Source organism: Okeania sp. (assembly GCF_035285525.1).
GTDB lineage: Bacteria > Cyanobacteriota > Cyanobacteriia > Cyanobacteriales > Microcoleaceae > Trichodesmium.
The window spans coordinates 1-23,842 of the sequence record NZ_JAYKGW010000182.1; the positions used below are offsets into that span (position 1 = coordinate 1).

Below are 23,842 nucleotides of genomic sequence, written 5' to 3' on the forward strand. Positions count from 1 at the left end.
GGGAAGTTTTCTCATGGGTTCGCCAGAAAATGAAGCGGAAAGAAAAAGTAATGAAGGTCCGCAACATGAAGTTACTATCCAACCTTTTTATATGAGCAAATATCCGATTACTCAAAACCAGTACCAAACCATTATGGGAAATAATCCTTCTAGCTTTAAAGGAGGAAGTCGCCCAGTAGAATGGGTGAGTTGGCAAAATGCTGTAGAGTTTTGTCAGAAACTGTCTGAGAAAACAGGGAAAATTTATACTTTGCCCAGTGAGAGTCAGTGGGAATATTCCTGTCGCACAGGGACGACTACTCCTTTCTATTTTGGAGAAACTATAACCCCTGAGTTAGTTAACTATGACGGCAACTATCCTTATGGTAATGCTCCTAAAGGAAAATATCTAGCAGAAACGACGAATGTGGAAGCTTTTAAACCTAATGCCTTTGGTTTATATGATATGCACGGGAATATTTGGGAATGGTGTCAAGATGTTTGGCACGAAAATTATAATGGAGCGCCTACTGACGGAAGTGCTTGGGAAGTTGGGGGAGATAGTAATATAAGAGTACTCCGTGGCGGTTGCTGGTACGGCTATTCTAGAAGTTGCCGCAGTGCCAGACGTAACTACGGCAATGCGGTCATCCTCAACAACAATAGGGGTTTTCGTGTCGCGATCAAAAAATAGCAGATGAATCAGAGAAACTTAGCCAATAATTACGAGATAACTTCAGAATTAATCGACTAAGTTCCTCAGAAGGCAAAGCTAATAATTGTTCAATAATTCCTAATAATTCATCATCCAAAGAATCAAAACGAACCCGAAGCAAATTTTCTACAATTAATCTTTGACCTTGTTGTAAACCTTGTTATGTTCCTTGTTGTATCCCTTGTTGAGTAGCATATTCTAAACGTTGTAAATAAACTGGCAATAATTCCATAATTAACTCCTGATCTTCTGATTCTAAACCTTCATTTAATTCCAACATTGTTAGTAAACTATAAACTAATTCTAACACATTAAAATATAACGGACTGTCAATAGATAAATTTCTTAATTCCTGAATAGCTTCCTTTTGTACTTTTCCTTTATCTAACATTCTCAAACACAAAGTTTCCTCAGTTTTTGGTAATTGATGAACTGCTACTATTTTAGTTCTGTAAATATTTCCTAAAGTGTAAATACCAGAACAATTAAATTCGGGAGGGTTCTGAGCACCAACTCCAGCAATAATTGCCGATGGAATAGTAGGTGTAATTATCCATAATAGAGGTAAATTTATTTCATCAGTTTTCTCCTTTTTGCGATTAAATTCTCTTTCTAAACCTGCACAAATATCAAATAATTTTCCCAAACAACTACGAATTTCTCCAGGAGTAACTGCATTACGAAAAGGTTCAATAACACAGACATTGACAGCAAATTTTTCCAGTAAACCTAAATTTAATAAATTGTCTGGAGTCTGAGCATAAGGGATAAAATAAACATCAGCTTGTCTAATTTCTCCAGAGATATCTTTAACTGGTTTCTACTTGACCTCTGTTAGACAATAATTCGGTTAAATATTGTTTAGAGAATTGGTCATGGATAAATCTTGTCATTGATTAACTTGAAATTGTACTTTAATAAATACTGATATTATTTCAGTTATCAGTTCTCAGCCTTTTGAGTGAAAAACTATTTTATCTATTGCCAATGAGTATCTAAATATCAATCAAACCATAGAACTATTAGCATTAGATTTAGTTAAACTAGGATTTCAATTATATGATGCTTTACACTTAGCTTTTACTCAAATCTATAACCTTGATGTATTTTTAAACACCCATGATAAACTTTTATGAAAAACTAAAAAGTATTCTAAGTTAATAACTATAAATACAGAAAACCACTTGGTTTATTTAATAAATATTCTACAAGCGCAAAATGATGAAATTGACTAAAATTAGACAGCAAGAATATAAGGCTTTAATCAACTGATTAGGTGTTGTGGGAATTTTGCTTTTTATCCAATAATTTAAAGTAGTTTAGGTCGATTATACCAATGAACAAAATTTAGCAGACTTTAAACAATTTGCTAGAAAAAAAACGTACAGAATTAAAATAATTCAAAAAGCTGATAACTGAAAAAAATGCTCGACTAAATTTAGTCGAACATTTATCATTCCGAACTTTACTTCCTAAACACCAATCAAACTAATTCTTTGAAGACCAAGAAATATCTACTTTACTTACTACAGAATTAGTTTCCAAAGTCTGAACTAAAGCCGAATTTAACATCGGGGTTTTAGCAATAGAATTATTAGCTAAAGTAAACAAAGGGTTAGATAAAATTCCAGCTAAAGAAGTTGCCAAAACTGATACAATTAATCCTACTTGTAAAGGACGCATACCAGGAAGGTTCCAACGAATAGGAGGATAATTCTTAATAACATCCGACATCTCTTGCGGTTCTTTTACCACCATCATTTTCACCACACGAATGTAATAGTAAATAGAAGCCACACTGGTAATTAATCCTAACAGAACTAACCAATATAATCCAGCTTGCCAACCTGCCCAAAACAGATAAATTTTCCCAAAGAAACCTGCCAGTGGCGGTATACCACCCAAAGACAATAAACAAAGACTTAACCCTAATGTCAAAAGTGGGTCTTTTTGGTATAACCCTGCATAGTCACTAATTTTGTCTGTACCTGTACGGAGAGAAAATAAAATCACACAGGTAAAACCACCCAAGTTCATAAACAGATAAACTAGCATATAAAAAATCATACTAGCGTAACCTGCTTCAGTATTAGCCAAAAGACCAATCATTACAAAACCAGCTTGTCCAATAGATGAGTAAGCAAGTAGACGTTTCATGCTAGTTTGGGCAAGAGCAACGATATTACCCAATACCATACTCATAATGGCTAAAGCTGTAAATACAAAATGCCATTGTTCCGAAACTAATGGGAAAGCTGTAACTAACAAACGAATAGCTAGAGCAAAACCTGCTGCTTTAGAACCTACAGAGAGAAACGCTACAACTGGAGTCGGAGAACCTTCATAAACATCTGGAGTCCATTGGTGAAAAGGAACAGCAGAAATTTTGAAAGAAATACCCGCAATAGCAAATACTAAAGCAATAACTAAAGCTAAAGAAACTCCACTACCTCCATTTGCTATACCAGGGGCGATCGCTGTTAACCGAGTTTCTCCACCGGACAAACCATAGAGTAAAGAAATGCCATAGAGAAAAACGGCAGAACTAGCAGCTCCAATGAGTAAATATTTTAATGCTGCTTCATTGGAACGAGGGTCACGTTTGGTATAACCAGTTAATAAATAAGAGGAGATACTCAGAGTTTCCAAAGAGATAAAAATCATTACTAACTCATCTGCTCCAGAAAGGAACATTGCTCCCAAAGTAGCAGTGAGTAGAATACAAATAAATTCTCCCAGTGGAGTACCAGTTTGTTCTATATATGCTATGGACATTGATATAGTCACAATGGCTGATAGAGCAATAATGCCTCTAAATACTATGCTCAGAGCATCAGCATTAAAGCCTCCTAAAAAACCGATAGTATTGGTACTGTCCCATTGAGTATATAAGGCCACAATTGCTCCAAAGAGACCAACCATGGCAGCATAAGGAGTCCATTTAGTAGAATTACGTCCCACTATCAGGTCTCCAACGAGAACTACTAGCAGGGTAATAAGGACTATTCCTTCTGGTAGAATAGTACCCGCATTGAGTTGGGCTGCAATATCAGAGAAATTTATCATTTTAGATAATTTGAAGTTTTCCAGTAATTAAGAATTTTTGCTAATTCATAATCCTTTACTGTAAAGGATTTTAGCTTGTATCTGGTAAACAGGGAATAGGTATGGAGGTATGGAGGGAACAAGGAACAGTTGGAAAATTCTACACTCCCCACACTTCCCACACTCTCCACACTTCCTACACTTCCCACACTCCCGACTCTTCGTTTCTTAGTCTTTGTTATCTAAAATACACAAACAAGACTTACGCAGCAACTCCAGATATAGTGCTTAAAACCCCATACGCAATGGTTTTTTAACTCTATATATAGTACCTCCCGTGTAAGTCCTGACAAATTTAGGATTTCAATAGTTTAATAGACACTATATTTTCTTGGCAAACTGTCTCTTAATAAAATTTAAAATAATTATTTTTAATTCAATATAGGCTTTGATAAAAATATATGGTATCGGCTCAAACATACTCATTAAAATCAGTATTTTCAGGAAATTATTGTACAATTATAAAATTTAAAAACAATAAAAAACGAATACAAAAATATATTAAATAATAATAATAGTTGTCTTTATTGATTTATAGTGATTTTTTGTAAATAAAATTTTTCTAGTTAATTTTGGGATACTATCTTTGATAATTATCACAAAGATAGGAAGTTTAATGTTTTCCAAAATTATTTGCTATGTAACTATTACCTGGGAAAAATTTTTCGATTACAAGATATAAACTGATTGATATTTTCCAGTTATGCTAGAGTAAAAAAATAACGAATACAACACAAGTGAGAAAAAAAATGTCCATAATGAACAGAAATACACCAAAAAGTCTAGTTAACTTAAATCAAGTTCATAAAGAAAACCTCAAAAAAAGATTGACTCATCGCCTGGAAGCAGCTAGAGCCAAAGGAAATCAAGATTTAGTTCAAATGTTAGAGGCAGAAAAACAATTACTGGACTAAATCAGATTGCTTTAATATCTAATTTAATCTACCAGCAATTATTTTTAATATTCATTAATCAGATTAAAACCCGGTTTCCTGTAGAGACCGGGTTTTATTCAGTTATCAGTTATGGCGTTACCGCGCTAGGGAATAGGGAACACAGAAGGTGGGAACAGGGAACAATAATATTAGGGAACAGTATAATATTAAAGAGTTTCAAAATATAGAAATATCTTAACCTTTGCTTCGACTTTTATATCAGTTCCTCTGACTGAAGTCAGAACCCTAAATATTGAAGTTGATTTTTTTTGGTCTTTGATTCAATAAAGAATTTATAACCATAAAAAAAGATTCGTGAAAAAACTGTAGGGGTTTGGTTTCCAAATCCCCTGACTCTAGGTTTGGAGACCAAACCCCTACCAGAAAATTTGGCAACCTAAATTTTAAGATTATTACTTGATTTCTCAATCCTATCTGGTTGGGAGTTGGGAGACCAAACCCCTACCAGAAAAATTATTACTTGATTTCTCAATCCTATCTGGTTGGGAGTTGGGAGACCAAACCCCTACAATAAAATTTGGCAACCTAATTTTTAAGAAATTTCCTTAATTATCGGTTGCCCATCTTGAATTTCTCCCACTAAAATTATATCCGCAACCCCAACAAATAAACCATTCTCCAAAACCCCAGGAATATTATTTAAACTTTTTTCCATTTCCCCAGGATTATCAATATAATCAAACTTAACATCAATAACCAAATTACCTTGGTCTGTCACTACAGGACCAGCCTTCTTCACGGCCATTCGTAATTCTGGTTGACCACCTAATTTAGCGATCGCCCGCATAACAGGACTTACTGCCGTAGGTATGACTTCTACTGGCAACAAAAAAGTAGAACCCAATTTATCTACCAATTTAGAACTATCTACCACCACAATAAACTGTTCTGCCAGACAATCCACAATTTTCTCACGAGTGTGAGCTGCTCCACCACCCTTAATCAAATTTTTCTGTGGGTCAACCTCATCAGCACCATCAATAGCAACATCTATTTGGTCAACCTCATCAAGAGTAGTTAATGGTATACCATATTTTCTAGCTAATACGGTTGACTGAAAAGAAGTAGGGATACCTTTGATATCTTGAAGTTGTCCACTTTGGAGACGTTCTCCTAAAAATTGAATCATGTAAGCAGCGGTTGACCCACTACCTAAACCCACTATAGTTCCAGATGTTACTCGGTCAGCAGCAGCTTTAGCGACTTGCTGTTTCATTAATTTTGTGGGGTCTTGTTCTGTTATCATATTTTAATATTCCCAATCGAAATTATTAGGTAAGCATTTAGCCATCAGCTAACAGCTATTGTTTTTGGTTTAAGATTGAAACCTTAACCTTAAGACTATACTTTATAAACATCTTTAATTAACATAAAACTTTATGTTGATCATAGATAGCTTTAAAGATTGGTTTTTATTGCTGATAGCTGAAGTGCTAATAGCTGTTTGCGCAGCATTATCCAGGAAATGTTTACATTATTAGCACTGTTTAATTTAAGTAAACTAATTAGCAACTTCAAGTCAAGTATACTTTTTTCTCTATTGTTAAAAATACCATGATAATTGAATGGCTACAATTTAAGATTGAGGAGAGTGTCAAAAAAGAATTTATCCAAAAAGATGGAGAGATTTGGACATCTTTCCTAGCTTTACAAACGGGTTTTTTGAAAAAAGAAGTCTGGTTTAATAGCGATAAAAGTGATGAAATTATTATTATAGTTTATTGGGAAAATCGAGAGAAATGGAAGTCTATTTCACAAGTTTTATTAGCTCAAACTGAATTGAAATTTAGGGAAGCACTTGGGGTGGAAAATTACTCTTTGTTAAGCTCTAAAGAATATGAACTTGACACAACTTACCCACAGGGTCCATATTTACTTTCAGTAATTAGGGAGTAGGGAGTAGGCAGTAGGGAATAGGGTAATTAAATTGTTTATTTTAGATATTGAAATTCATATAATTAAATTTTTTGCAATAGGTCTATTTTAGTTATATAAGTATTTATAACAATATGAAATTATTCGCGATCAAAAACTGTAGGGGTTTGGTTTAGAAACCCGTTGGAGCTTGGATTTTGAAACCAAACTTCTACGAAAAATCTCACAACCTATTTAGGATTTTTATAGCTATTAGCTGATAGCTGAAGATTGACAAAATAAAGTACAGTTTGAAATATTATCGCCATCAGGGTTAGGAAAGAAAATGTTAGCTGAAAATTATTTCAATACAGCAAATAAATTGAAAGATTCTGGACAAATTTATACAGCAATGATTACTTATCAAAAAGCTTTGAGTATTAAACCAGATTATGTCGAAGTTTACAATAAATTAGCTGAAATATATTGGAGGCAAGAAAATTTTGATGCAGCAATTTCTGCTTGCCAAAAAGCAGTTAAAATTAAACCAAATTTTGCATCTGCTTATCTGACTTTAGGGAATATTTTTCAAAGTCAGAGTTTATTTGAAAAAGCAATTAATGCTTATCATCAGGCTTTAGGGTTTGAACCAATTTTTCCAGAGGTTTATGCTAATATTGGCAGTGTTTATTATAAACAGAGACAGTTTGATTTAGCTATTTTTAATTATCAAAAAGCTTTAGAGATTAATCCAGAGTTGGCATCTGTGCAGTTAATGTTAGGAAATGTATTTGCTCATATAGGGGAATTTGATCGGGCGGTTTATTGTTATCAAAAATTGCTAGAAATAAAACCAAAAGATTATAAAGCTTATTTCAAGTTAGCAGAGGTTTTTGCTTTGTATGGAAATCTTGAATCAGCTTTTGATTATTATGAGAAATCTTTATCTATTCAGCCAAATTATCAATGTGCTTTTGCCAAGTTATATACTTTACTAAAACCTGAAACTAAGAAGCAAGAATTGGAGGTATTATTTTCTGAATGGCAAAAATTCGCACGGAAAAATAATCGGAATATCAAGGAATATATTAATTTGGTAATTCCGGAAAAATTAACGATTTTTTTAGACAAGGAAAAATTAAGGGAAAAACAAAATATAGAAGCTATTAGTGTTAATGCAGAAAATGGAGTTCAATCTGGTACTTTAAATTTAATTCCTGATGAAAAATTAGATAGTTTAGAGAAGAATTACGATAATTTACCTTACCCAGATGAGGTTAAAAAAAATCTGGAAAAAAAAGGTGAAACTAAGACTTGGGAAAATCAAGAATTAAAGTCAGAGTTAGCCAAAAAATTATTAAGGTTGCTGGAAGTAGATAGAGAAAATTATCAGATTAAGTCTACTGCCTTAGACTTAATTAATCAGCCAAAAATAGAGAGTTTAGACAATATTTCTGAGAATTTACTTTTGCCAAATAAAGTAGAAGAAAGTCTGGAAAAAAAAGGTGAAACTAAGACTTGGGAAAATCAAGAATTAAAGTCAGAGTTAGCCAAAAAATTATTAAAATTTACCGGAGTAGAAACTTATATAAATCAAGCTAATATTGCCTTAAAACAAAAAAATTTAGAATTGGCGATCGCCTCCTGTAAACAAGCTTTAAAAATTCAACCGAATTATTCTCCCTGTTATGTAACTTTAGGCAATGCTTTTTATCAACAAAATAATTTAGAATCTGCTTTATATGCTTATAGTCAAGCATTAAAAATTGAACCAGAAGTTGCAGAAGTTCAGGGAAATATTGGTAGTGTCTATTTCCAATTAGGTCAATATAAACAAGCACTTTTTCATTATCAAAAAGCTGTCGAACTAAAACCTAATTTAGCTGGTATTTATTGGAACATTGGTAAACTATTTCAACATTTAGGAAAAGTTGATGAAGCTCTTGAAGCTTGGGAAAAAGCATTAAAAATTCAACCAGATATAGTCGAAGCAAACTTTCACTTTAAATTAGGTAATACTCTAGTTAAACTGAGTAAAACTAATGAAGCAATTAAGTATTATCAAAGAGCAATTAATCTCAAGCCAGATCATACCGAAGCTTATAGTAGTCTAGCTAATATTTTAGGTAAACAAGGAAATAAAGAAACAGCAATTAAATATTATCAAAAAGCACTAAATATTAATCCAGACTTCAAACATTTACATGAAAAATTAGCAAATAACTTATTGCTAAAAGGCGACTATGACCAAGCAATATATCATTATCAAGAAGCCATTAAATATAACCCTAAATCTTATGATGCTTATGCCAACTTAGGAACAGCACTTTCCAATAAAGGATTATTAGAATTAGCACTACAAAAATATTATCAAGCATTAGAACTTAAACCAAACTGGGCAGAAGTTTACTCTCGCATTGGTCATATTATTAAACAAGACAAAATGGAAGAAGCGATCGCTTTATTTGAAAAAGCCATCCAAGCCAAACCAAAATTTGTCGAAGCTCATCAACAATTATGTGATTTACTAAGTCATACAACTAAACTTGCTGAAGCGAGAAAAGCTGCCGATAACTTCTATAATCATTGTGGAGAAATAGCTCCTATTCTTTCAGGAGTTGCCTTCTTATTTTCCTACTTCCAATCAGGAGTAAGTGACATAGCAAACTCCAAGCTTTCAGAAGTAGAAAAAATCTGTTATCAGAGAGTTGAAACTTTCGGTGAAATAGAAACAAAACTACTCTATGAAATTTTCTTATTTGCCGTTCCTCACCTCAGAGATGACTTAGAACAAAACGCTAATTTTTACAAATTAATTGCCAAACAATATTATCAAAATCGAACCAAAATTTATCAAACCCCAAAAACTAATACTTCTACTTCTCAACCCTTAAAAATAGGATTCCTTTCCAAACATTTTCGTCGTCATTCAGTAGGTTGGTGTACCGAAGCTTTAATCAGAGAATTATCTCAAATTACACCAGACCTTCATCTCTATATTACAGGTCCGTTGAAGAGAGACGATATTACTCAAAGATTTGAACAAATGTCTGTTAAAACTTATTGGCCGAAAAAATATCCTCATGGCTTTCCTTCCTATGAAGAAATTACCGCCAAAATATTAGAAGATAAATTAGATATAGTAGTAGATTTAGATTCAATGACATTACCAGTTAATGTTCATATTCTCTATGAAAAACCAGCACCAGTTTGTGTTTCTTGGTTAGGTTTTGATGCACCCTATATTTCTGAAAATAACTACTTTTTATGTGACTGGTATACCCATCCTCAAGGAAGAGAAAAATATTATTTAGAAAAGTTAATTAGATTACCAGAAACATCTGTAGCTGTCGGTGGTTTTGATAGTCTTTCTGTTGATAGAAATTCTACTAGAAATAGTCTCGGAATAGACTCAGATAAAATGGTTTATTTGTGTGTAGCACCGGGGCGAAAAACTAATCCTGAAATGGTACGCGCTCAACTGAAAATTTTACAATATACTCCAGAAAGCATATTAATTAGAAAAGGTCAAGGAGATGTTGATATAATTTATCAAACTTATCGTCAAGAATGTGAAAATTTAGGTGTAGATTTTAACCGAATTATCTTTTTAGGGCAAACAAAAACCGAAGAAGAACATCGAGCAATTTATCAGATAGCCGATGCTTTATTAGACTCTTATCCTTATAATGGTGGTACTCATAATTTAGAAGCTTTATGGTCAAATTTACCAATAATAACTAGAGCTGGCGAACAATATTTATCTCGAATGGGTTACTCATTTTTGCAGAATATAAATTTAGATATAGGAGTTGCTTGGAGTTGGGAAGAATATACAGAATGGGGCATTAAATTAGGTCAAAATAATAGTTTAAGAAATGCAGTCCGCGAACATTTGCAAAAGTCAAAAAATCCAGGTAATTTAGCGCCTTTATGGAATCCTCAAAAATTAGCAAAAGAGATGTATCAGGTATTTGCTGAACTAAGGAATAAATAAGAAGAAAGAAGAAAGAAGGAAGAAATAATAATTAATAAGTAATAATTAATAATTAATAAGGGTAAGCATTTAGCCTTCAGCTATTAGCTATCAGCTATAGTGTTTTAAAATGAGATGTAAATCTAGATTGAGTTTTTTTTATGGTAAAAAAGCGCTGTATTGAATGCCATATATCCTTATGTTTACTACTATTTAATGTTGTTTTTCCTTCTTTACTATTCCCTATTCCCTAATATCTCATAAATCATTGCTTATCCCTATGTTTCAATAAAAATAAATTAAATTATGAATCAACCCTTATTTCCCAGACAGTTAGAATTATTTCCTGTTGACAAATCAGAAAATTATCATCATCAAACACCTACTTTCTCTGATAATTTATCCCTTCCCATTCATAGATGGTTTGGTTATTCAGCAGGATTTTCTGCTAACTGGGTAAAAGAATTAATCCAAACAGAAAAAGTCAAAAGTAGACAAAGAATAATCGACCCATTTGTAGGTTCTGGAACTACACTTTTAGCTGCCGAATTTTGTAATATTGAAGCAATAGGAATTGAAGCTCATCCTTTTGTTGCCCGTATTGCTCAAGCAAAACTTTATTGGAGAGAAAACTATCAAGATTTTAGAGATTATGCAATGGGTATTTTGGCAAATGCTCAAACTATTTACCAAAAAGAAAATATCAACAACTTTGACGATTATCCAACTTTAATTCATAAATGCTTTCCTCCTCTAATTTTATCCAAATTAGATAGTTTGTTAAAAGCATGGAAAAATACTGAAGATAATAGCTATTTTTCTCAACTTTCATGGTTAGCACTAACTGGAATTTTAAGAGAATGTTCTCCTGTGGGAACTGCTCAATGGCAATATGTTTTACCAAAGAAAAATAAAGCTAAAATAACTGACCCTTACGAAGCATTTTTAACTAAGATTTACTTGATGAGTAGTGACATGGCTAAACAACAACAATATCAATTAAATAAGAGAGCAATATTATATTGTGAAGATGCTAGAAAATGTAATTCAGTTAATAATAAATGGGCAGATTTAGTCATTACCTCTCCCCCTTATGCTAATAACTATGATTATGCAGATGCTACTAGATTAGAAATGAGTTTTTTTCGAGAAATTAACAATTGGGGAGACTTACAAACTGCTGTACGTCAATATCTAATTCGTTCCTGTACTCAGCATATTTCTGACTTAAATAAAGAGATTGATAATATCCTCGCTCAACATAAACTTTTGCCAATTTATCAAGAAATTACTGAGACTTGTCAGTTATTAGCTGATGAAAGAAAAAATCATGGAGGTAAAAAACCATATCATACTATGATTGCTGCTTATTTCAGTGATATGGCTGAAGTTTGGATAACTTTGCGACGGCTAACTCAAGAAGGTTGTTTAGTTTGCTTTATAATAGGAGATTCTGCTCCTTATGGCATCTATGTTCCAGTGGACAAATGGTTAGGTAAGCTAGCTATTTCTGCTGGATTTAAGTCTTATAAATTTGAGAAAATTAGAGATAGAAATGTGAAATGGAAAAACCGTAAACATAGGGTTCCACTTCACGAAGGAATTCTCTGGGTGGAAGGATAATATGGCTAAATCTCCAGCACATCAATTTGGGCAAATTATTGGTGATATTTTAGAAATATCTATTGAATCTATATTGGAAAATTTTGCTAGAGAAAATCAACTTTATTTAGATAAAAAAGGTTCTCGATCGGCAAGGAAAGGAAAAAAAGTTAGTTGGGTAGACTTATACGGAAACCAGCATGATTTAGATTTTGTATTAGAAAATGCAGGTAGCGATACACAAATAGGAACGCCAGTGGCATTTATAGAAACTGCTTGGCGTCGCTACACAAAGCATTCTCGAAATAAGGCACAAGAAATTCAGGGAGCTATTCTCCCACTGGTTGCTGCTCATCAAAATGCTGCTCCATTTATTGGAGTAATTTTAGCTGGATGTTTTACTGAAAATTCTTTAAATCAATTACATTCTCTTGGGTTTACAATAGCTTACTTCCCTTATAATACTATTATTCAATCATTTGAATTTGTTGGTATTAATGCCTATTTTGATGAGAAAACTCCTGATGCTGAGTTTGTTGAAAAAGTGAGTAGATGTCAAACTTTGCCTAGAGAAAATTATATTAATATTGCTAATAAATTGGTTGAGTTAAATTCAGACGTAGTTGCAAAATTTATTACCCAACTTAGGTACTATATTACTAGAAAAATTACTTCTATTAAAGTTTGCCATTGAGGCAAATATGTTTGAGTATAATTCAGTAAAAGATGCTATTAAATTTATAGAAACATATCAAGGTAACTCAGGTTTACAACCATTAGTAAAATACGAAATTCAGATTAATTATAATACAGGCCATCGCATTGAAGGAAAATTTACAGATAAGCAAAACGTCATTCAATTTTTACGCACTTATCAACTTGCTGACTTACGACCTATTATTGATTAAATTCAACAACTCGTTATTCTTCCTGACTTCCCCTCCTGGGAAAGGGGTGGGTTTACTCCCCACTCCTCTAATCCTTAAAAAAAATTTCTTCTGCAAATCCTTACATAATTTAGTCCATTTTAATGACAGTATTTTCCATCCACAGCATTATCATGATCTTCTCCAGTTCGCATTCCCCCTATCAGAGTAGAAATAATCACACATCTTTTAGGTTTATCTTGATTTTGGGGTTTAATGGCTATACGTCCTTGTGCTTGAATGCTAGTTTGGGTACATTGATCCGTAGGATTGTAAACTGGACAACCCTTGTAGTTAAAAAGAGCGCGATAGATAGGGTCTGTTTTGTTGGTAGTAACTTTATTAGTGTCAGGTTTAACTATTCGTAGCGTAGTTTCATATTTGTCCTTGTCATTTTTCTCGTTGTCGTCTATCTCAATACCAGGTTCCAAATATTCCCAAGTTGAAGTTGGCACATCGTTGGGGACTGTCGTTGCTTTATGTACTGCCCACTTAATAACAGGTTGACCTTCTGCATTGGTGGTTTCTTGGAAACTTGCTTGCCAAGCGGTTTTATCTCTCGTAGCATTGCGTTTAGCTTTCAACATAGCTTGATATATTCTATCATTGGAGGTGCGGGTGCGTTGTCTATTAATAAAAGCATTCCAACCAGGGGCAGCGATCGCTGCCAAAATACCAATAATGAGAACAACAAATATTAATTCTAACAGACTATATCCTGTTTCTGGTTCTTTCAGTGATTTTTCTGATAGATTTTTAATAAGAGTTGATTTGACAAATCGCAATGTTTTTCCGTTCATTTTCACCCTGATATCCTGTTATTTAACATTAAAGTATTTTACTGATTAATAATTTAATGTCAAACATAGAACCGGGTTATAAAATATATCTTTATAAATCTATACTATACTTAAGTATGCAAGTATGCAATTAGATTTGATAAAATAATTATGCAAGTATGGAACTGGAATTAATAAAATAATTATGCAAGTATGCAATTAGATTTGATAGAATAATTATGCAAGTATGCAATCAAATTTAATAAAACAGGGTGATATTTTTGAATAAAAAAATTGCCCTGTCGTTAACCTAGAATAAGTTTGACAGGGCAGTTATTTTGTGGTAAGTAGAGCAGCGATTTTCATTTGAATAAACCAAAGTAGGGACGTATCGCTGCGCGACATGTAACGCATTTTTGTTATGCAACGTCCCTACAGAGTTATCGCTTTTTTTCGTATGTAAATTAAATTATGGGCAATTAGTATCTTCTGCTGTTCTCATCCCACCAAGTAAGGTTTCCACAATTACACATCGTTTAAATCCATTATTTGCTGTAGAAACTGTAACAGCAAAAGGTAAGTTATCTTCATTATCTAACGCACCAAGATAATTAAAAGAGATACTTGTAACATCTTGATAAGCGGTACAATTATTATCAGCATCTTTAGTTTGACATTCTTTGACAACTAATTTAACCATTTCTGCTTTGATTTCACCATTAGCATTTAGCTTTTCTTGGGGAAGGTCTCCTATTTTCACCTCTGGAGGGTCTTTAGTAGAAGTAGGAGTGAACGTAACAATTACATCCTCCTTTTTCGACTTAGCTTGACTTTGTGCTTTTCTTAAAGCTTGAAATACTGCATCATTAACCGTACGAGTGCGTTGTCTATTAATAAAAGCATTCCAACCAGGAGCAGCGATCGCGCTCAAGATACCGATTATCAGAACTACTACTACTAATTCTACTATAGAAAAACCAACAGTAGATGTCTTTGAGCGACTGCGTAGTAATATTTTTAATAAATTCAAAGGTTTCATATTAGTTAATTTTTCTTACAAATTGTTTGATACTCAGGACTGACGCGAAGGCATTATATAGAGTCTTGGTGCGTTGTGCTTTGTACGCTATTACATGTCGCGTAGCGTTTCGGCGCTTGAGCCGACATATAAAGCGGAGCTTTGCAGAACACAAAACACACCCTACCAATAGCATTTATGCGTAAGTCCTAATACTTTTAGAAACTGGGTTTCTTTCCATAAGTCCTAAATTAAACTCTCTCAGTGTCAGTATTTTGCTCCCGTGGGTGCATCTTACCAAAATGAAATCTGCTGTATTATCTTGTTTTCCCTAAGTCCTATTATTGTTTCCTAAATTATTCTGATGTTCCAAAGCCACTACGCGCTCCCACTTGAGCAGTTGCTTTTGGGCAATAGGTAGTATTCTTATCACTACAGTCAGCATTGTTTGCTTGCATACGACGTAAGGCATCCCCTCGAATTGTAATTTTAGCTAAATTGTTTTTGGTACTCACTGAGTCTAGAGTAAAGCCTTCTATGTAATTAACTAACACCAATACATCTTTAGTGTAGGTTTCATTTTCTTTTGTCCAGCTTTCGGGATCATTATTATATTTGCTATAGCCTGCATCTCGCATAAATTTTTTCTTTTCAGTAGTATTACATATAGTATCATCCCTACCATTAGTACCACAAACATAATTATTATTTTGAGTCTCTGTTACCCCATCCTGTATTTGAAACCTACCAATACGCTTGGCGCAATTACCAGTTCCAGGTTGACACCATGTAGTATTATTATCATCTATCAAATAATAGGCAACTAATGACTGAACAAAGGTATCATTACAGTTTATTGGCTCAGTTGTATCTGTACAAATACTACCCGACGGAGCTAGTGCATCTTCAACAAATTCTCGCTTCCAAAATACTAGAATAGGCTCTTTTTCTCCACCAGCATCTTCTGAGGGTGGATGTGGGAGTTGAGCGATGAAATTATCAATGGTTGTTTTTTCATCTTCTGTTTTGCCTTCCTTATTCAAGTCATAAATATAAAACGCTTGACTCATATCCTGAACAATATAATCAACTGCTGCTTGTAACTCTTGTTGACTGTTCGTCTTTGCCTGTTCCTTTATATCCCTGTCTGTGATATCCACAACAAAAGTCAAAATTGGGACAATGATTATCGTTGCCATGATTGTAGCAACTAATAGTTCTACCATGGTGAAGCCACTTATAGAGCTGCTTAACTTTTGCAACTTGCGATTTAACGGGGTTTTTATTAGTAATCTCAGTAAATTGTCGATCATAAATAAATACATTCCTAATTGTTCAAAATTTATCCCTAATGTAAGTTCAAATTGCTATTGGCAATCTCCTCCTCCTAAGCGATCGCAAATTTTTTGAAATGAACCATTGAGTGATTTTGGAGCTATTTCTACTTTAGTTACAAATAGAGGTCTTTCTACATCACCAGACCTAGTTGCTAACCCAGCGTTATTGACAGTAAATGGTACATCTTGATTTGATAATTTTACAGAGCTGGCAAAAGCTTTGGCTCTAAAAACTCTTACCTTTAAAATATAACCAAGTTTTGACTTAGTAGCTGAATCAGCAGTTAGTATTTGGTTCTTGTAATCACTATCTGGCAAATCGAAATAAATTATTGCTCCATGAACCATCATATCTGTTAGACTCTCAGGAGTACATTCACCATCACCATCACCATCTACACAATAAAATTGACCTAGCACTTGGGATATTAGTGCTGTTGGGCAATATTGTAGATTATTGCCATCAGTCTGGGAACATTCTGTCAAAGCAGTAGCTGAAATTTGTTGGTCGCTGACAAAGCCTTCTGGTGCAGAGAGTTGCCCTTTTCTAACAGCATCAATATAACTCCTCGCTGCCTGTGTTGCCAGTTCTACTCGTCTTGCCTGAACGCGAGTCCCCACTGACACAGCAATAATAGGAGCAACTGCACTCATAATCGCAGCTACTATTACCATTGCTATCAACCCCTCAATCATGGTATAGCCTGCTTCTGGGGAAAAGAAGTTATTTTTTAGTCTTTGTTTAAGTTTCATAGCAGTTAATCCTTTTTTTTATAAGACTTACCCATGAACGCTATTGGTAGGGTTTTTTAGCGGTAGCGTAACGCACCAAGAATCTATATATAGTGTCTTTGCGTAAGTCCTGTTTTAGTTAACTTTTACTCGTAATTATCACAATAGTAACCATCGTCTTCTTTGTCTGGACGATCTATGGCATTGTCACTACCTACTTTGGAACTACTTTGGAAGATAACAACGCTTTAACCCAGTCATCGTCCAAACTTACTTCCCGATAATATCTGTCTGGTTCACCACTTGAGTCTTCACCACTCTGCTGTTGAGCGAAGTAGTCAGGAGCTTGGGAAAGCAAACCCACATCATATCCCCAGTTACGATCTGGTGGTAGGAAGTATCCTATTCGAGCGCCTGCATTGTTAACAGTATAGTTGTTAAGTTTATATGAACCTCTATATCCAAAACGACTATTTGCACCTTGTTGACCGTTTATACCATTAGGTGGAAGTTGTGGAAAAGGTGCGGTAGCATAGGCACTACGATTTAATTGAATAAAACTACCAGTGATGTTAGTATCAGAATTATTACTATTACCTGTTGCCCAGTTTTCTAGGAAACGAGGCAAGTTTTGTAAACCACCATTGGCTTCTGGAGGACGAGGAGGTACGTCACCAGACCCTACTACTAAGTTAAATGTTGTACTTCCAGAAGCTCTGGTTAGCCATTTTGATGTACTGTTTAGCGTTTTATTACTCAGATTTAGGAATGTGGGTTGTGTCGCTTCAGGAGTTGTTGTTGGTAAATAATTTTGCAGAACAGGTACTAACAGAGGTTGTTGCACTGTTCCTACATTTGCGCTGGTCTCCACTAATGCACGCCAATAAAACAAAGGGTAGGTGTTACCATAATCTGCGTCCGCAGTTGGGTCGGTAATATTGCTAGAAGTTCTAAACCAAAGAGCGTTAGAAGTTGTTGGAGGTACACTAGGATAGGTATACAATGCAACTTTTTTAGAAGAATCTATTCCCAGTGGAATCGCTACACCATTTGCATCTAATACTAAGTTATTAGTATTTCGTTGAAATGCTATACGACGTGGATAACGACGGTCATCAGGGTTTAGTGCAGGGCGAGCGGTAGTACCTGCAATTAATTTATTGACACTTTGGTTTACTACTTGACTTGCTATTTCTTTACCAGTACCATCACTTAGACCTACAAACCAATCAACAGGTTGACAAGAGGATACAGGCAACTTACGACACATCTCCATTACATACTCTGGAAATTCTCCCCGTCGCTGAACAGGTGTTACATAGTTATTAAAATAAGAACTGTTGACAGCATCACCAGTATTAGTGGAGTAGTAACTATCTGTCATTGGTGTAACTGAATTTGGAGTAGGAGTAGCACCGTCAGTTGGGTTTCCCCCAGCGTCATAGGTTACTTCATTTACTGTCGGAGGTGTACCTGTTGCGGTAAAGTAAGAACCACTACTTAAACCATTAGTAACAAAATTATTACCATAGAAACCGTTTAACATCCGAGCGCCAGCAACAGTAATATTAGCTTCAGGCAAAGCTGCGTTTGTAATAACACCATCTCCATCCAAGTCAAAACCTAATACTCCCTCATCAATATCTGTCTGGTCGCCGTCACCATTTAGGTCTGTAGCTGCTACTGTTTCATCTAAACCTAGACTTGCATCTGAAGTATCATTGGTATTAAAGTCATATCCTGTTTGTGTGCTATTAAATACAACCTTAAAATTACCAGCATTATTTCTGAGATCAAAATCTCCTTCATTACGAAAACCAGTCCGAAAACCTGAATCTAAGTCATTAGGATTGTCAGACAACAAGGTAATGGCATCTGCCAGTACATTTGCCGGACGCCAACTATCCCCTGTGGTACAACCAGAAATCCTGGGGTCTCCTTTGCGACAAGCAAAATTCTGATTTATCTGAGCTGCGGTACGAGTGTAAAAATTGCTCCAGTTAGTTGTTAAGTCTTGAGTAAACTCTTGTTGAGTGTGAAGATTAAACTCACCGTGGATATAGACTGGTAAATTGCTTACCAAAGTCAAACCTTTTTCCTTCACAATATCTTCTACTTTACTAACAGCAGTATCATTTTGACCATCATCATTTTGATCATTCCTTGCTAAACGTTGACCATTAATCAACATGATACCATTAGGTCGTCGAGTCGGATCTAATTTATAATCTGTAGCACTAAGAGCAGCACTAATATCCTCATCTATAGCATTATTATCTGAATTAGGTGTGCGATCGCTTCTATCTGGTAAAGCATCATCACGGCTAACATAAATAATACCACTATTTGGCAGCAAATATTCTGGTGACGGTCCTGTAGTTATCGAAGCATTGAACGGAATCTCCTGCTCTCTCATTTGATTCAAATCTAGTTGAGTCAAACGAATTTCTAGAGGTTGCCGTTCCTCTAAGAACAAATCATACTTTGATGTTAAATTTGCCGGAGCTGCCAAAGTGCTAGCGAGGGTAAAAGTTTCATCCACAGTAGTTGTCGGATCGTCAGCATCCATCGCCTTTACTTGTCTAGCATCCAATAGAGTTACTTCTTTGATAACACCATGATTGATTGTTACTCCAGTTGAGGGAGTAGTAGTAGGAGCAAAAGTACCTCCCGCCAATATGTCTAGAGAGCAAAGAGTAGAATCTATAGCTGCCTGTTCTTCTAGGGTAAGATCGCCATTGTCAGATAATCTTTTTAAAGCTTTTCGCAAAGGTCTATTAGCAAATCTGCCATCTGGAAAAACCATATTCGCTTGTTCTGCGAGTGCAGTTGGAGTTGTATTAGAAAATAAACCTGTAGCCGCAGTAAAAGTTGCTGTCGTTGGTCTAGCTGTCTTGGGTGGTGGGTAAACTACACCATTATTAGATTTACCATTTGCTGTTGCACCAAATCCTACATCTGGTAATTCTGTACCTGTTGGTGCGAAGTTTGCTGCTGTTATGCTGCTCGTTGGATCGTAGTAACTACTAATACAAGCAATAGGTTTTTGGTCATTGTCTACAGGATCGCCATTAGGATTGATGGGGTCTTGTGCGTAGTGATATAAAACTGTTGCCCGCATCTGGAGATCACCCTTCGTAGGTGGAGCATTTGGACTAATGAAAGCTGAAATATCTTGCCATCCGCCCCCAACAAGATTGGCATTGTCATAGACTAGACCATTAGCACCAGGTGACATTGGCATTGTATCCGGCCAGACAACTGTATATTGTTCAGTTACTGTGGTAGTTGCCGGGTCATCATATAGGGACTCATCCACTGTTGTCGTTCCTGGATCATCTATTCTTGGAGGTGGCAGAAAAGAATCAGTACGGGAATAAATTCCTGCTCCTGTAACTATACGCAAACCACCAATACCATCTAAACTCGCTTCTGGTACTTGCCCTGCTTTCCTTTCCCAGAAACCATTCCGAGCTGTAGAACCTACAGCAGGTAGTTCTGTTACACGAGGTATACGAGTACGAACAGGAGCATCAATGAGGTTTCCACTGTCATCAACCCATTTTCCTCCTGTTGTTTGTTCGGAACTAACAAACTCCGAACCATTCCACCATGTAGCAGGTAGATTATTTCCTACAAGTATACGTTCTCCCAAAAATTGTTCTGGGCGATCTTCTTCATCATTTGGTACTCTAGCTTGTAATTGATTTACATCTAAGGTTATTTTAGTTTCAGTATCTGTGGGCAGTATCCATTTGTCTGGTGGTCGAAGTGTATCCCCACTACCTTCTGGAGTTTCTGTAGGGTTATAATCAACTTTAGCACTTACTTCTCCAAAAGGCACTTTTCTAGTTCGATCGCGGAAGTAAGTGCCTAGTTCTTCACGACGTATTTCTGTTCTCCTCTCTGCATCATCCGTTCCTTCGTCTTCCATCCTTTGATTTACCTTTTCTATTACTGCTTCTTCAGGATCGGTTGTTTCCTGTTTTTTCATCTGATCTTCAACCATAACACTAATGCGCTTTTCGTATGCGTTATTGTTATATATTGTATCGTATGCAGTTTCATTATTAACAGACTGATTTGTAGTGCTAATCACTTGATCTGTTTTGACATCACTCCCATTACCCTGAAATAAATCCACTGCCACATTATTTCTCTTACTGCTACTTGACATTCCATTCACAACATTTCCCCCAACAATTATCTTGCTATTTTCTGCTTGATAGAAGCAAGACTCATCACTACTTACCTGGTAGGAGCGTAAAACGTTGTTATAGGGAGAAACTACTAAATTACTATTTGTTAACATCCTCCCATTAATGCGAAAGGCAGGACCGGGAGATATTTCTAGATCGTCCTCATATACTACAGCGTTGTTAGTTAGAGGCAGTCTTTTCCAGTCTTCTTGATATTCCAGAGCTGTAATACCTGGATTTACTGCTTTTCCATTCATTGGAACAGTTATAATATAAACAAAAAAACTTTTGGTTAATTTACCATCTAATTTGTACCAACCAGAATCTCCTACTAAGCTAGCACTACTACCTAAAGCTCCTTCACAACCTTGATTTTGCAGCACTCCCAAAGGTGACATTGGTGGAGTTCTGGCTTCTAGAGGTCTTCTTTTTCTCTTAAATTCAGTTCCATTACGTGGGGTACGGAAAAAGATACCATAAATTGTGTAGCTATCATTAGTTTCATCGTTGTCTGTATCAACAGGAAATCTCCATGCAGTTGTAATTTTTTCATCATCCTCTATAGTATTATCCTCATCTAAGTCGTAACTTACCTCTAATTTTTCTTCATCCCCAAATTCATATCTATTACTTGCTAAAGTTGAGTTAAGAACATCATCTGATGGTGTTTCTCTTGGTAAAATAGGGTCTTCTCTCAATAAATACTGAATTTTAGCTCTAGCTCGATCTAGAGCAGGAGTAGCAGCACTGAGAGCTTGCTGACTTACCCTCACGTTTCGAGCTTGTTCTGCTCGATCAAAAGAACGAAGCAATATTGCTGTTGTCAGTAACAATACTACTATCATTACCATTGTGGCTGTCGGCAATACAAGTCCAGCAATAGAAGCATTAGCAATATTTTTTCTGCTCAGAGCGATCGCTCTTACTAATGCCTTTTTTAGTAGTCTTAATTGTTTGCCTATGGTTCTGACTATGTTGTTAATGTTTTTTAATATACTATGGTAATACATACACTATTCCTTGGCCTTTAACATTATTGTTATTGTTAGATTAAGATTTGTTATTAAGGGTTAAGATATTAGTTTTTATTGTGCCCATATTGACTCGAAAAAATCACACTGCTAAAGTTTAATTCTTCAATGTAAATATTTTAGATTTACTAAACTAAGAGAAAAACTGTTCTACTTCATTTTATTCTCAGCCTACAATTTATTCTACCTATGCTTCAGTTTGTATGTTTTGCTATTTTAGCATATTCCTAAAGGGAGGAATAAAGGTGAATATAATCACAAAATTATGATTTAACTAGGGTTTGCTGAAAAAGTCTTATTGTTAAAGTAGGCAGTAGTCGAAATTGAATTGATAAACCACATAGGGTTTGCTGAAAAAAGCAGAGTGTGGAGAGGGTGGAAATACGGAGATAGTAGAAGCAACAATTTTTTACCCTTGAGTTTGCTTAAAGTCCTAACTTTTTGGTAACTTGGGCTGAAAAATTTGCACTTTTTATAGCCTTTAAAAAGGCTATAATTATTAGTATTTTATTAATTGATCATGACCTCTCCCTGAAAGGGAGAAAATTGCCTAAAAAGAAAAGATTTATTTTTTCCCCCTGAGAAAGGGAGGTTTCAAAGCGCGAATTATTTAATTATTTAATTATTTCGGTAAAGACTATTATATTTATTTAGGAAGCCCCACATAGATAAATATAACTAAAACACTCTTGGGATGTCTTATTAGAGGTATCTACTGTGGTCTTAAGAAATTAAAAATTCTGTAATAAAGTTGACTGTAGCTGATAATTGAAATAGCAATTTTCTAGATTTTTATAATTTTAATAGCTCTAAATTAAACTCATAAATACTATCTAAGATATATTGTTTCTGAAACTCATTAAATATTTTATTAAATTTATCAGAGCCAGATTTTTTAATTTTACCGCTTACCCTTCTTCCCGCCTTTTCTGAACTCAAATATTTAGCTACTTTCCCATAATCTGCTATCATTCTCTCTTCAAATTCTACATTTAGAAAATCACATATTTTTTTGAGAATAGCAGCAGGCTCTACAACCAGTTCCTCATAATTAACTAAAATATGATTAGATTTGTGAGAATGCTTCAGACTAATTTCTATTGACTCTTTCCATCGTTTTAAACAAAAGTCTATATCCCATGGTTTGTGCCATTCTTGAGGATATTTATGAGTCACTTCATACAGGGAAGCTACCACATCAGAACCATTTCTTAAAATATGAATCATTCTGGCTTCAGGCAACATCTTTTCTATATAATCTAAAGAAAGTAGATGCTCTGGTGTTTTTTCCAACCACACACTCTTACCTTCTTCTAGAGTTAAAATATTTAATACTTTAATAAAGCTACGAGTATATAAATCTAGAAGTGGAATCTTAGGGAAATATTCTAACATTTCTGGACGATTAATTTCATTTTTAAAATATTGATTTAGATGTTGTTTTAAGTGCCGTGAAATTAATCCCAATTTTTTTCTATTTTTACCTATTCCATAAAAGAAAAATTTTGTTTCAGGAAAAGAAGCTATTGCAGGGTGAGTTGCCAATAGACTTTGTAATAATGTTGTTCCAGAACGAGGACATCCGAATAGGAAAATTGGTGCTTGAAGTTTTTGTTTCATAATTAACAATAAC

The 23,842-nt window shown here is 34.7% G+C and carries 17 protein-coding genes; 7 read left to right on the forward strand and 10 right to left on the reverse strand.

Annotated elements, in window-relative coordinates; genetic code table 11:
* Positions 1-673, forward strand: a 673-nt coding sequence (locus tag VKJ25_RS17675; protein WP_324237954.1) for a formylglycine-generating enzyme family protein, incomplete at its 5' end; no start/stop codon positions are given.
* Here the strand turns inward: VKJ25_RS17675 and VKJ25_RS17680 are convergent.
* The 3 genes from VKJ25_RS17680 to VKJ25_RS17690 form a co-directional block, all read right to left on the reverse strand.
* Positions 663-815: a hypothetical protein gene (locus VKJ25_RS17680; protein ID WP_324237955.1), complete on the reverse strand. Its 153-nt coding sequence runs from the start codon at positions 813-815 to the stop codon at positions 663-665. The genes VKJ25_RS17675 and VKJ25_RS17680 overlap by 11 nt on opposite strands.
* 39 nt (positions 816-854) lie before the next feature.
* Positions 855-1,340: a hypothetical protein gene (locus VKJ25_RS17685; protein WP_324237956.1), complete on the reverse strand. Its 486-nt coding sequence runs from the start codon at positions 1,338-1,340 to the stop codon at positions 855-857.
* 842 nt (positions 1,341-2,182) lie between these two features.
* The gene (locus tag VKJ25_RS17690; RefSeq protein WP_375340342.1) at positions 2,183-3,760 is read right to left on the reverse strand and encodes an NAD(P)H-quinone oxidoreductase subunit N; all 1,578 of its coding nucleotides are present in this window, start codon (positions 3,758-3,760) and stop codon (positions 2,183-2,185) included.
* A 788-nt stretch (positions 3,761-4,548) separates the two neighbouring features.
* Here VKJ25_RS17690 and pirA point away from each other — a divergent pair.
* Complete coding sequence (gene pirA, locus VKJ25_RS17695) at positions 4,549-4,713, forward strand: arginine synthesis PII-interacting regulator PirA (RefSeq protein WP_324237957.1); 165 nt, start codon at positions 4,549-4,551, stop codon at positions 4,711-4,713.
* Positions 4,714-5,287: 574 nt separating this feature from the next.
* Here pirA and rpiA read toward each other — a convergent pair.
* Positions 5,288-6,001 carry a ribose-5-phosphate isomerase RpiA gene (gene rpiA / locus VKJ25_RS17700; protein WP_324237958.1) on the reverse strand — a complete coding sequence of 238 codons (714 nt, stop codon included), beginning with the start codon at positions 5,999-6,001 and terminating at the stop codon, positions 5,288-5,290.
* Positions 6,002-6,309: 308 nt separating this feature from the next.
* Here rpiA and VKJ25_RS17705 point away from each other — a divergent pair, with 308 nt between their 5' ends.
* The 5 genes from VKJ25_RS17705 (at position 6,310) to VKJ25_RS17725 (ending at position 13,095) form a co-directional block, all read left to right on the forward strand.
* A complete protein-coding gene (locus VKJ25_RS17705) occupies positions 6,310-6,651 on the forward strand; it encodes a TIGR03792 family protein (RefSeq protein ID WP_324237959.1) in 342 nt (113 codons plus the stop codon).
* A 304-nt stretch (positions 6,652-6,955) separates the two neighbouring features.
* Positions 6,956-10,606 carry a tetratricopeptide repeat protein gene (locus tag VKJ25_RS17710; RefSeq protein WP_324237960.1) on the forward strand — a complete coding sequence of 1,217 codons (3,651 nt, stop codon included), beginning with the start codon at positions 6,956-6,958 and terminating at the stop codon, positions 10,604-10,606.
* Positions 10,607-10,891: 285 nt separating this feature from the next.
* Complete coding sequence (locus tag VKJ25_RS17715) at positions 10,892-12,208, forward strand: DNA methyltransferase (protein WP_324237961.1); 1,317 nt, start codon at positions 10,892-10,894, stop codon at positions 12,206-12,208.
* A 1-nt stretch (position 12,209) separates the two neighbouring features.
* Positions 12,210-12,881 carry a hypothetical protein gene (locus VKJ25_RS17720; RefSeq protein WP_324237962.1) on the forward strand — a complete coding sequence of 224 codons (672 nt, stop codon included), beginning with the start codon at positions 12,210-12,212 and terminating at the stop codon, positions 12,879-12,881.
* 7 nt (positions 12,882-12,888) lie between these two features.
* Positions 12,889-13,095: a hypothetical protein gene (locus VKJ25_RS17725; protein ID WP_324237963.1), complete on the forward strand. Its 207-nt coding sequence runs from the start codon at positions 12,889-12,891 to the stop codon at positions 13,093-13,095.
* Positions 13,096-13,214: 119 nt separating this feature from the next.
* On the opposite strand, the gene VKJ25_RS17730 is transcribed toward VKJ25_RS17725, so the two are convergent.
* The 6 genes from VKJ25_RS17730 to VKJ25_RS17755 form a co-directional block, all read right to left on the reverse strand.
* Complete coding sequence (locus VKJ25_RS17730) at positions 13,215-13,913, reverse strand: prepilin-type N-terminal cleavage/methylation domain-containing protein (protein WP_324237964.1); 699 nt, start codon at positions 13,911-13,913, stop codon at positions 13,215-13,217.
* 448 nt (positions 13,914-14,361) lie between these two features.
* On the reverse strand, positions 14,362-14,931 hold the full coding sequence (locus VKJ25_RS17735) for a pilus assembly FimT family protein (RefSeq protein WP_324237965.1): 570 nt from the start codon (positions 14,929-14,931) through the stop codon (positions 14,362-14,364).
* A gap of 335 nt (positions 14,932-15,266) precedes the next feature.
* On the reverse strand, positions 15,267-16,235 hold the full coding sequence (gene hpsC, locus VKJ25_RS17740; protein WP_324237966.1) for a hormogonium polysaccharide secretion pseudopilin HpsC: 969 nt from the start codon (positions 16,233-16,235) through the stop codon (positions 15,267-15,269).
* 42 nt (positions 16,236-16,277) lie between these two features.
* Complete coding sequence (hpsB, locus tag VKJ25_RS17745; RefSeq protein ID WP_324237967.1) at positions 16,278-17,000, reverse strand: hormogonium polysaccharide secretion pseudopilin HpsB; 723 nt, start codon at positions 16,998-17,000, stop codon at positions 16,278-16,280.
* A gap of 193 nt (positions 17,001-17,193) precedes the next feature.
* Entirely contained in the window at positions 17,194-22,188 is a 4,995-nt protein-coding gene (hpsA, locus tag VKJ25_RS17750; protein ID WP_324237968.1) for a hormogonium polysaccharide biosynthesis protein HpsA, read from the reverse strand.
* 813 nt (positions 22,189-23,001) lie between these two features.
* Positions 23,002-23,829 carry a sulfotransferase family protein gene (locus VKJ25_RS17755; protein WP_324237969.1) on the reverse strand — a complete coding sequence of 276 codons (828 nt, stop codon included), beginning with the start codon at positions 23,827-23,829 and terminating at the stop codon, positions 23,002-23,004.
* Between the last annotated feature and the right edge of the window lie 13 nt (positions 23,830-23,842).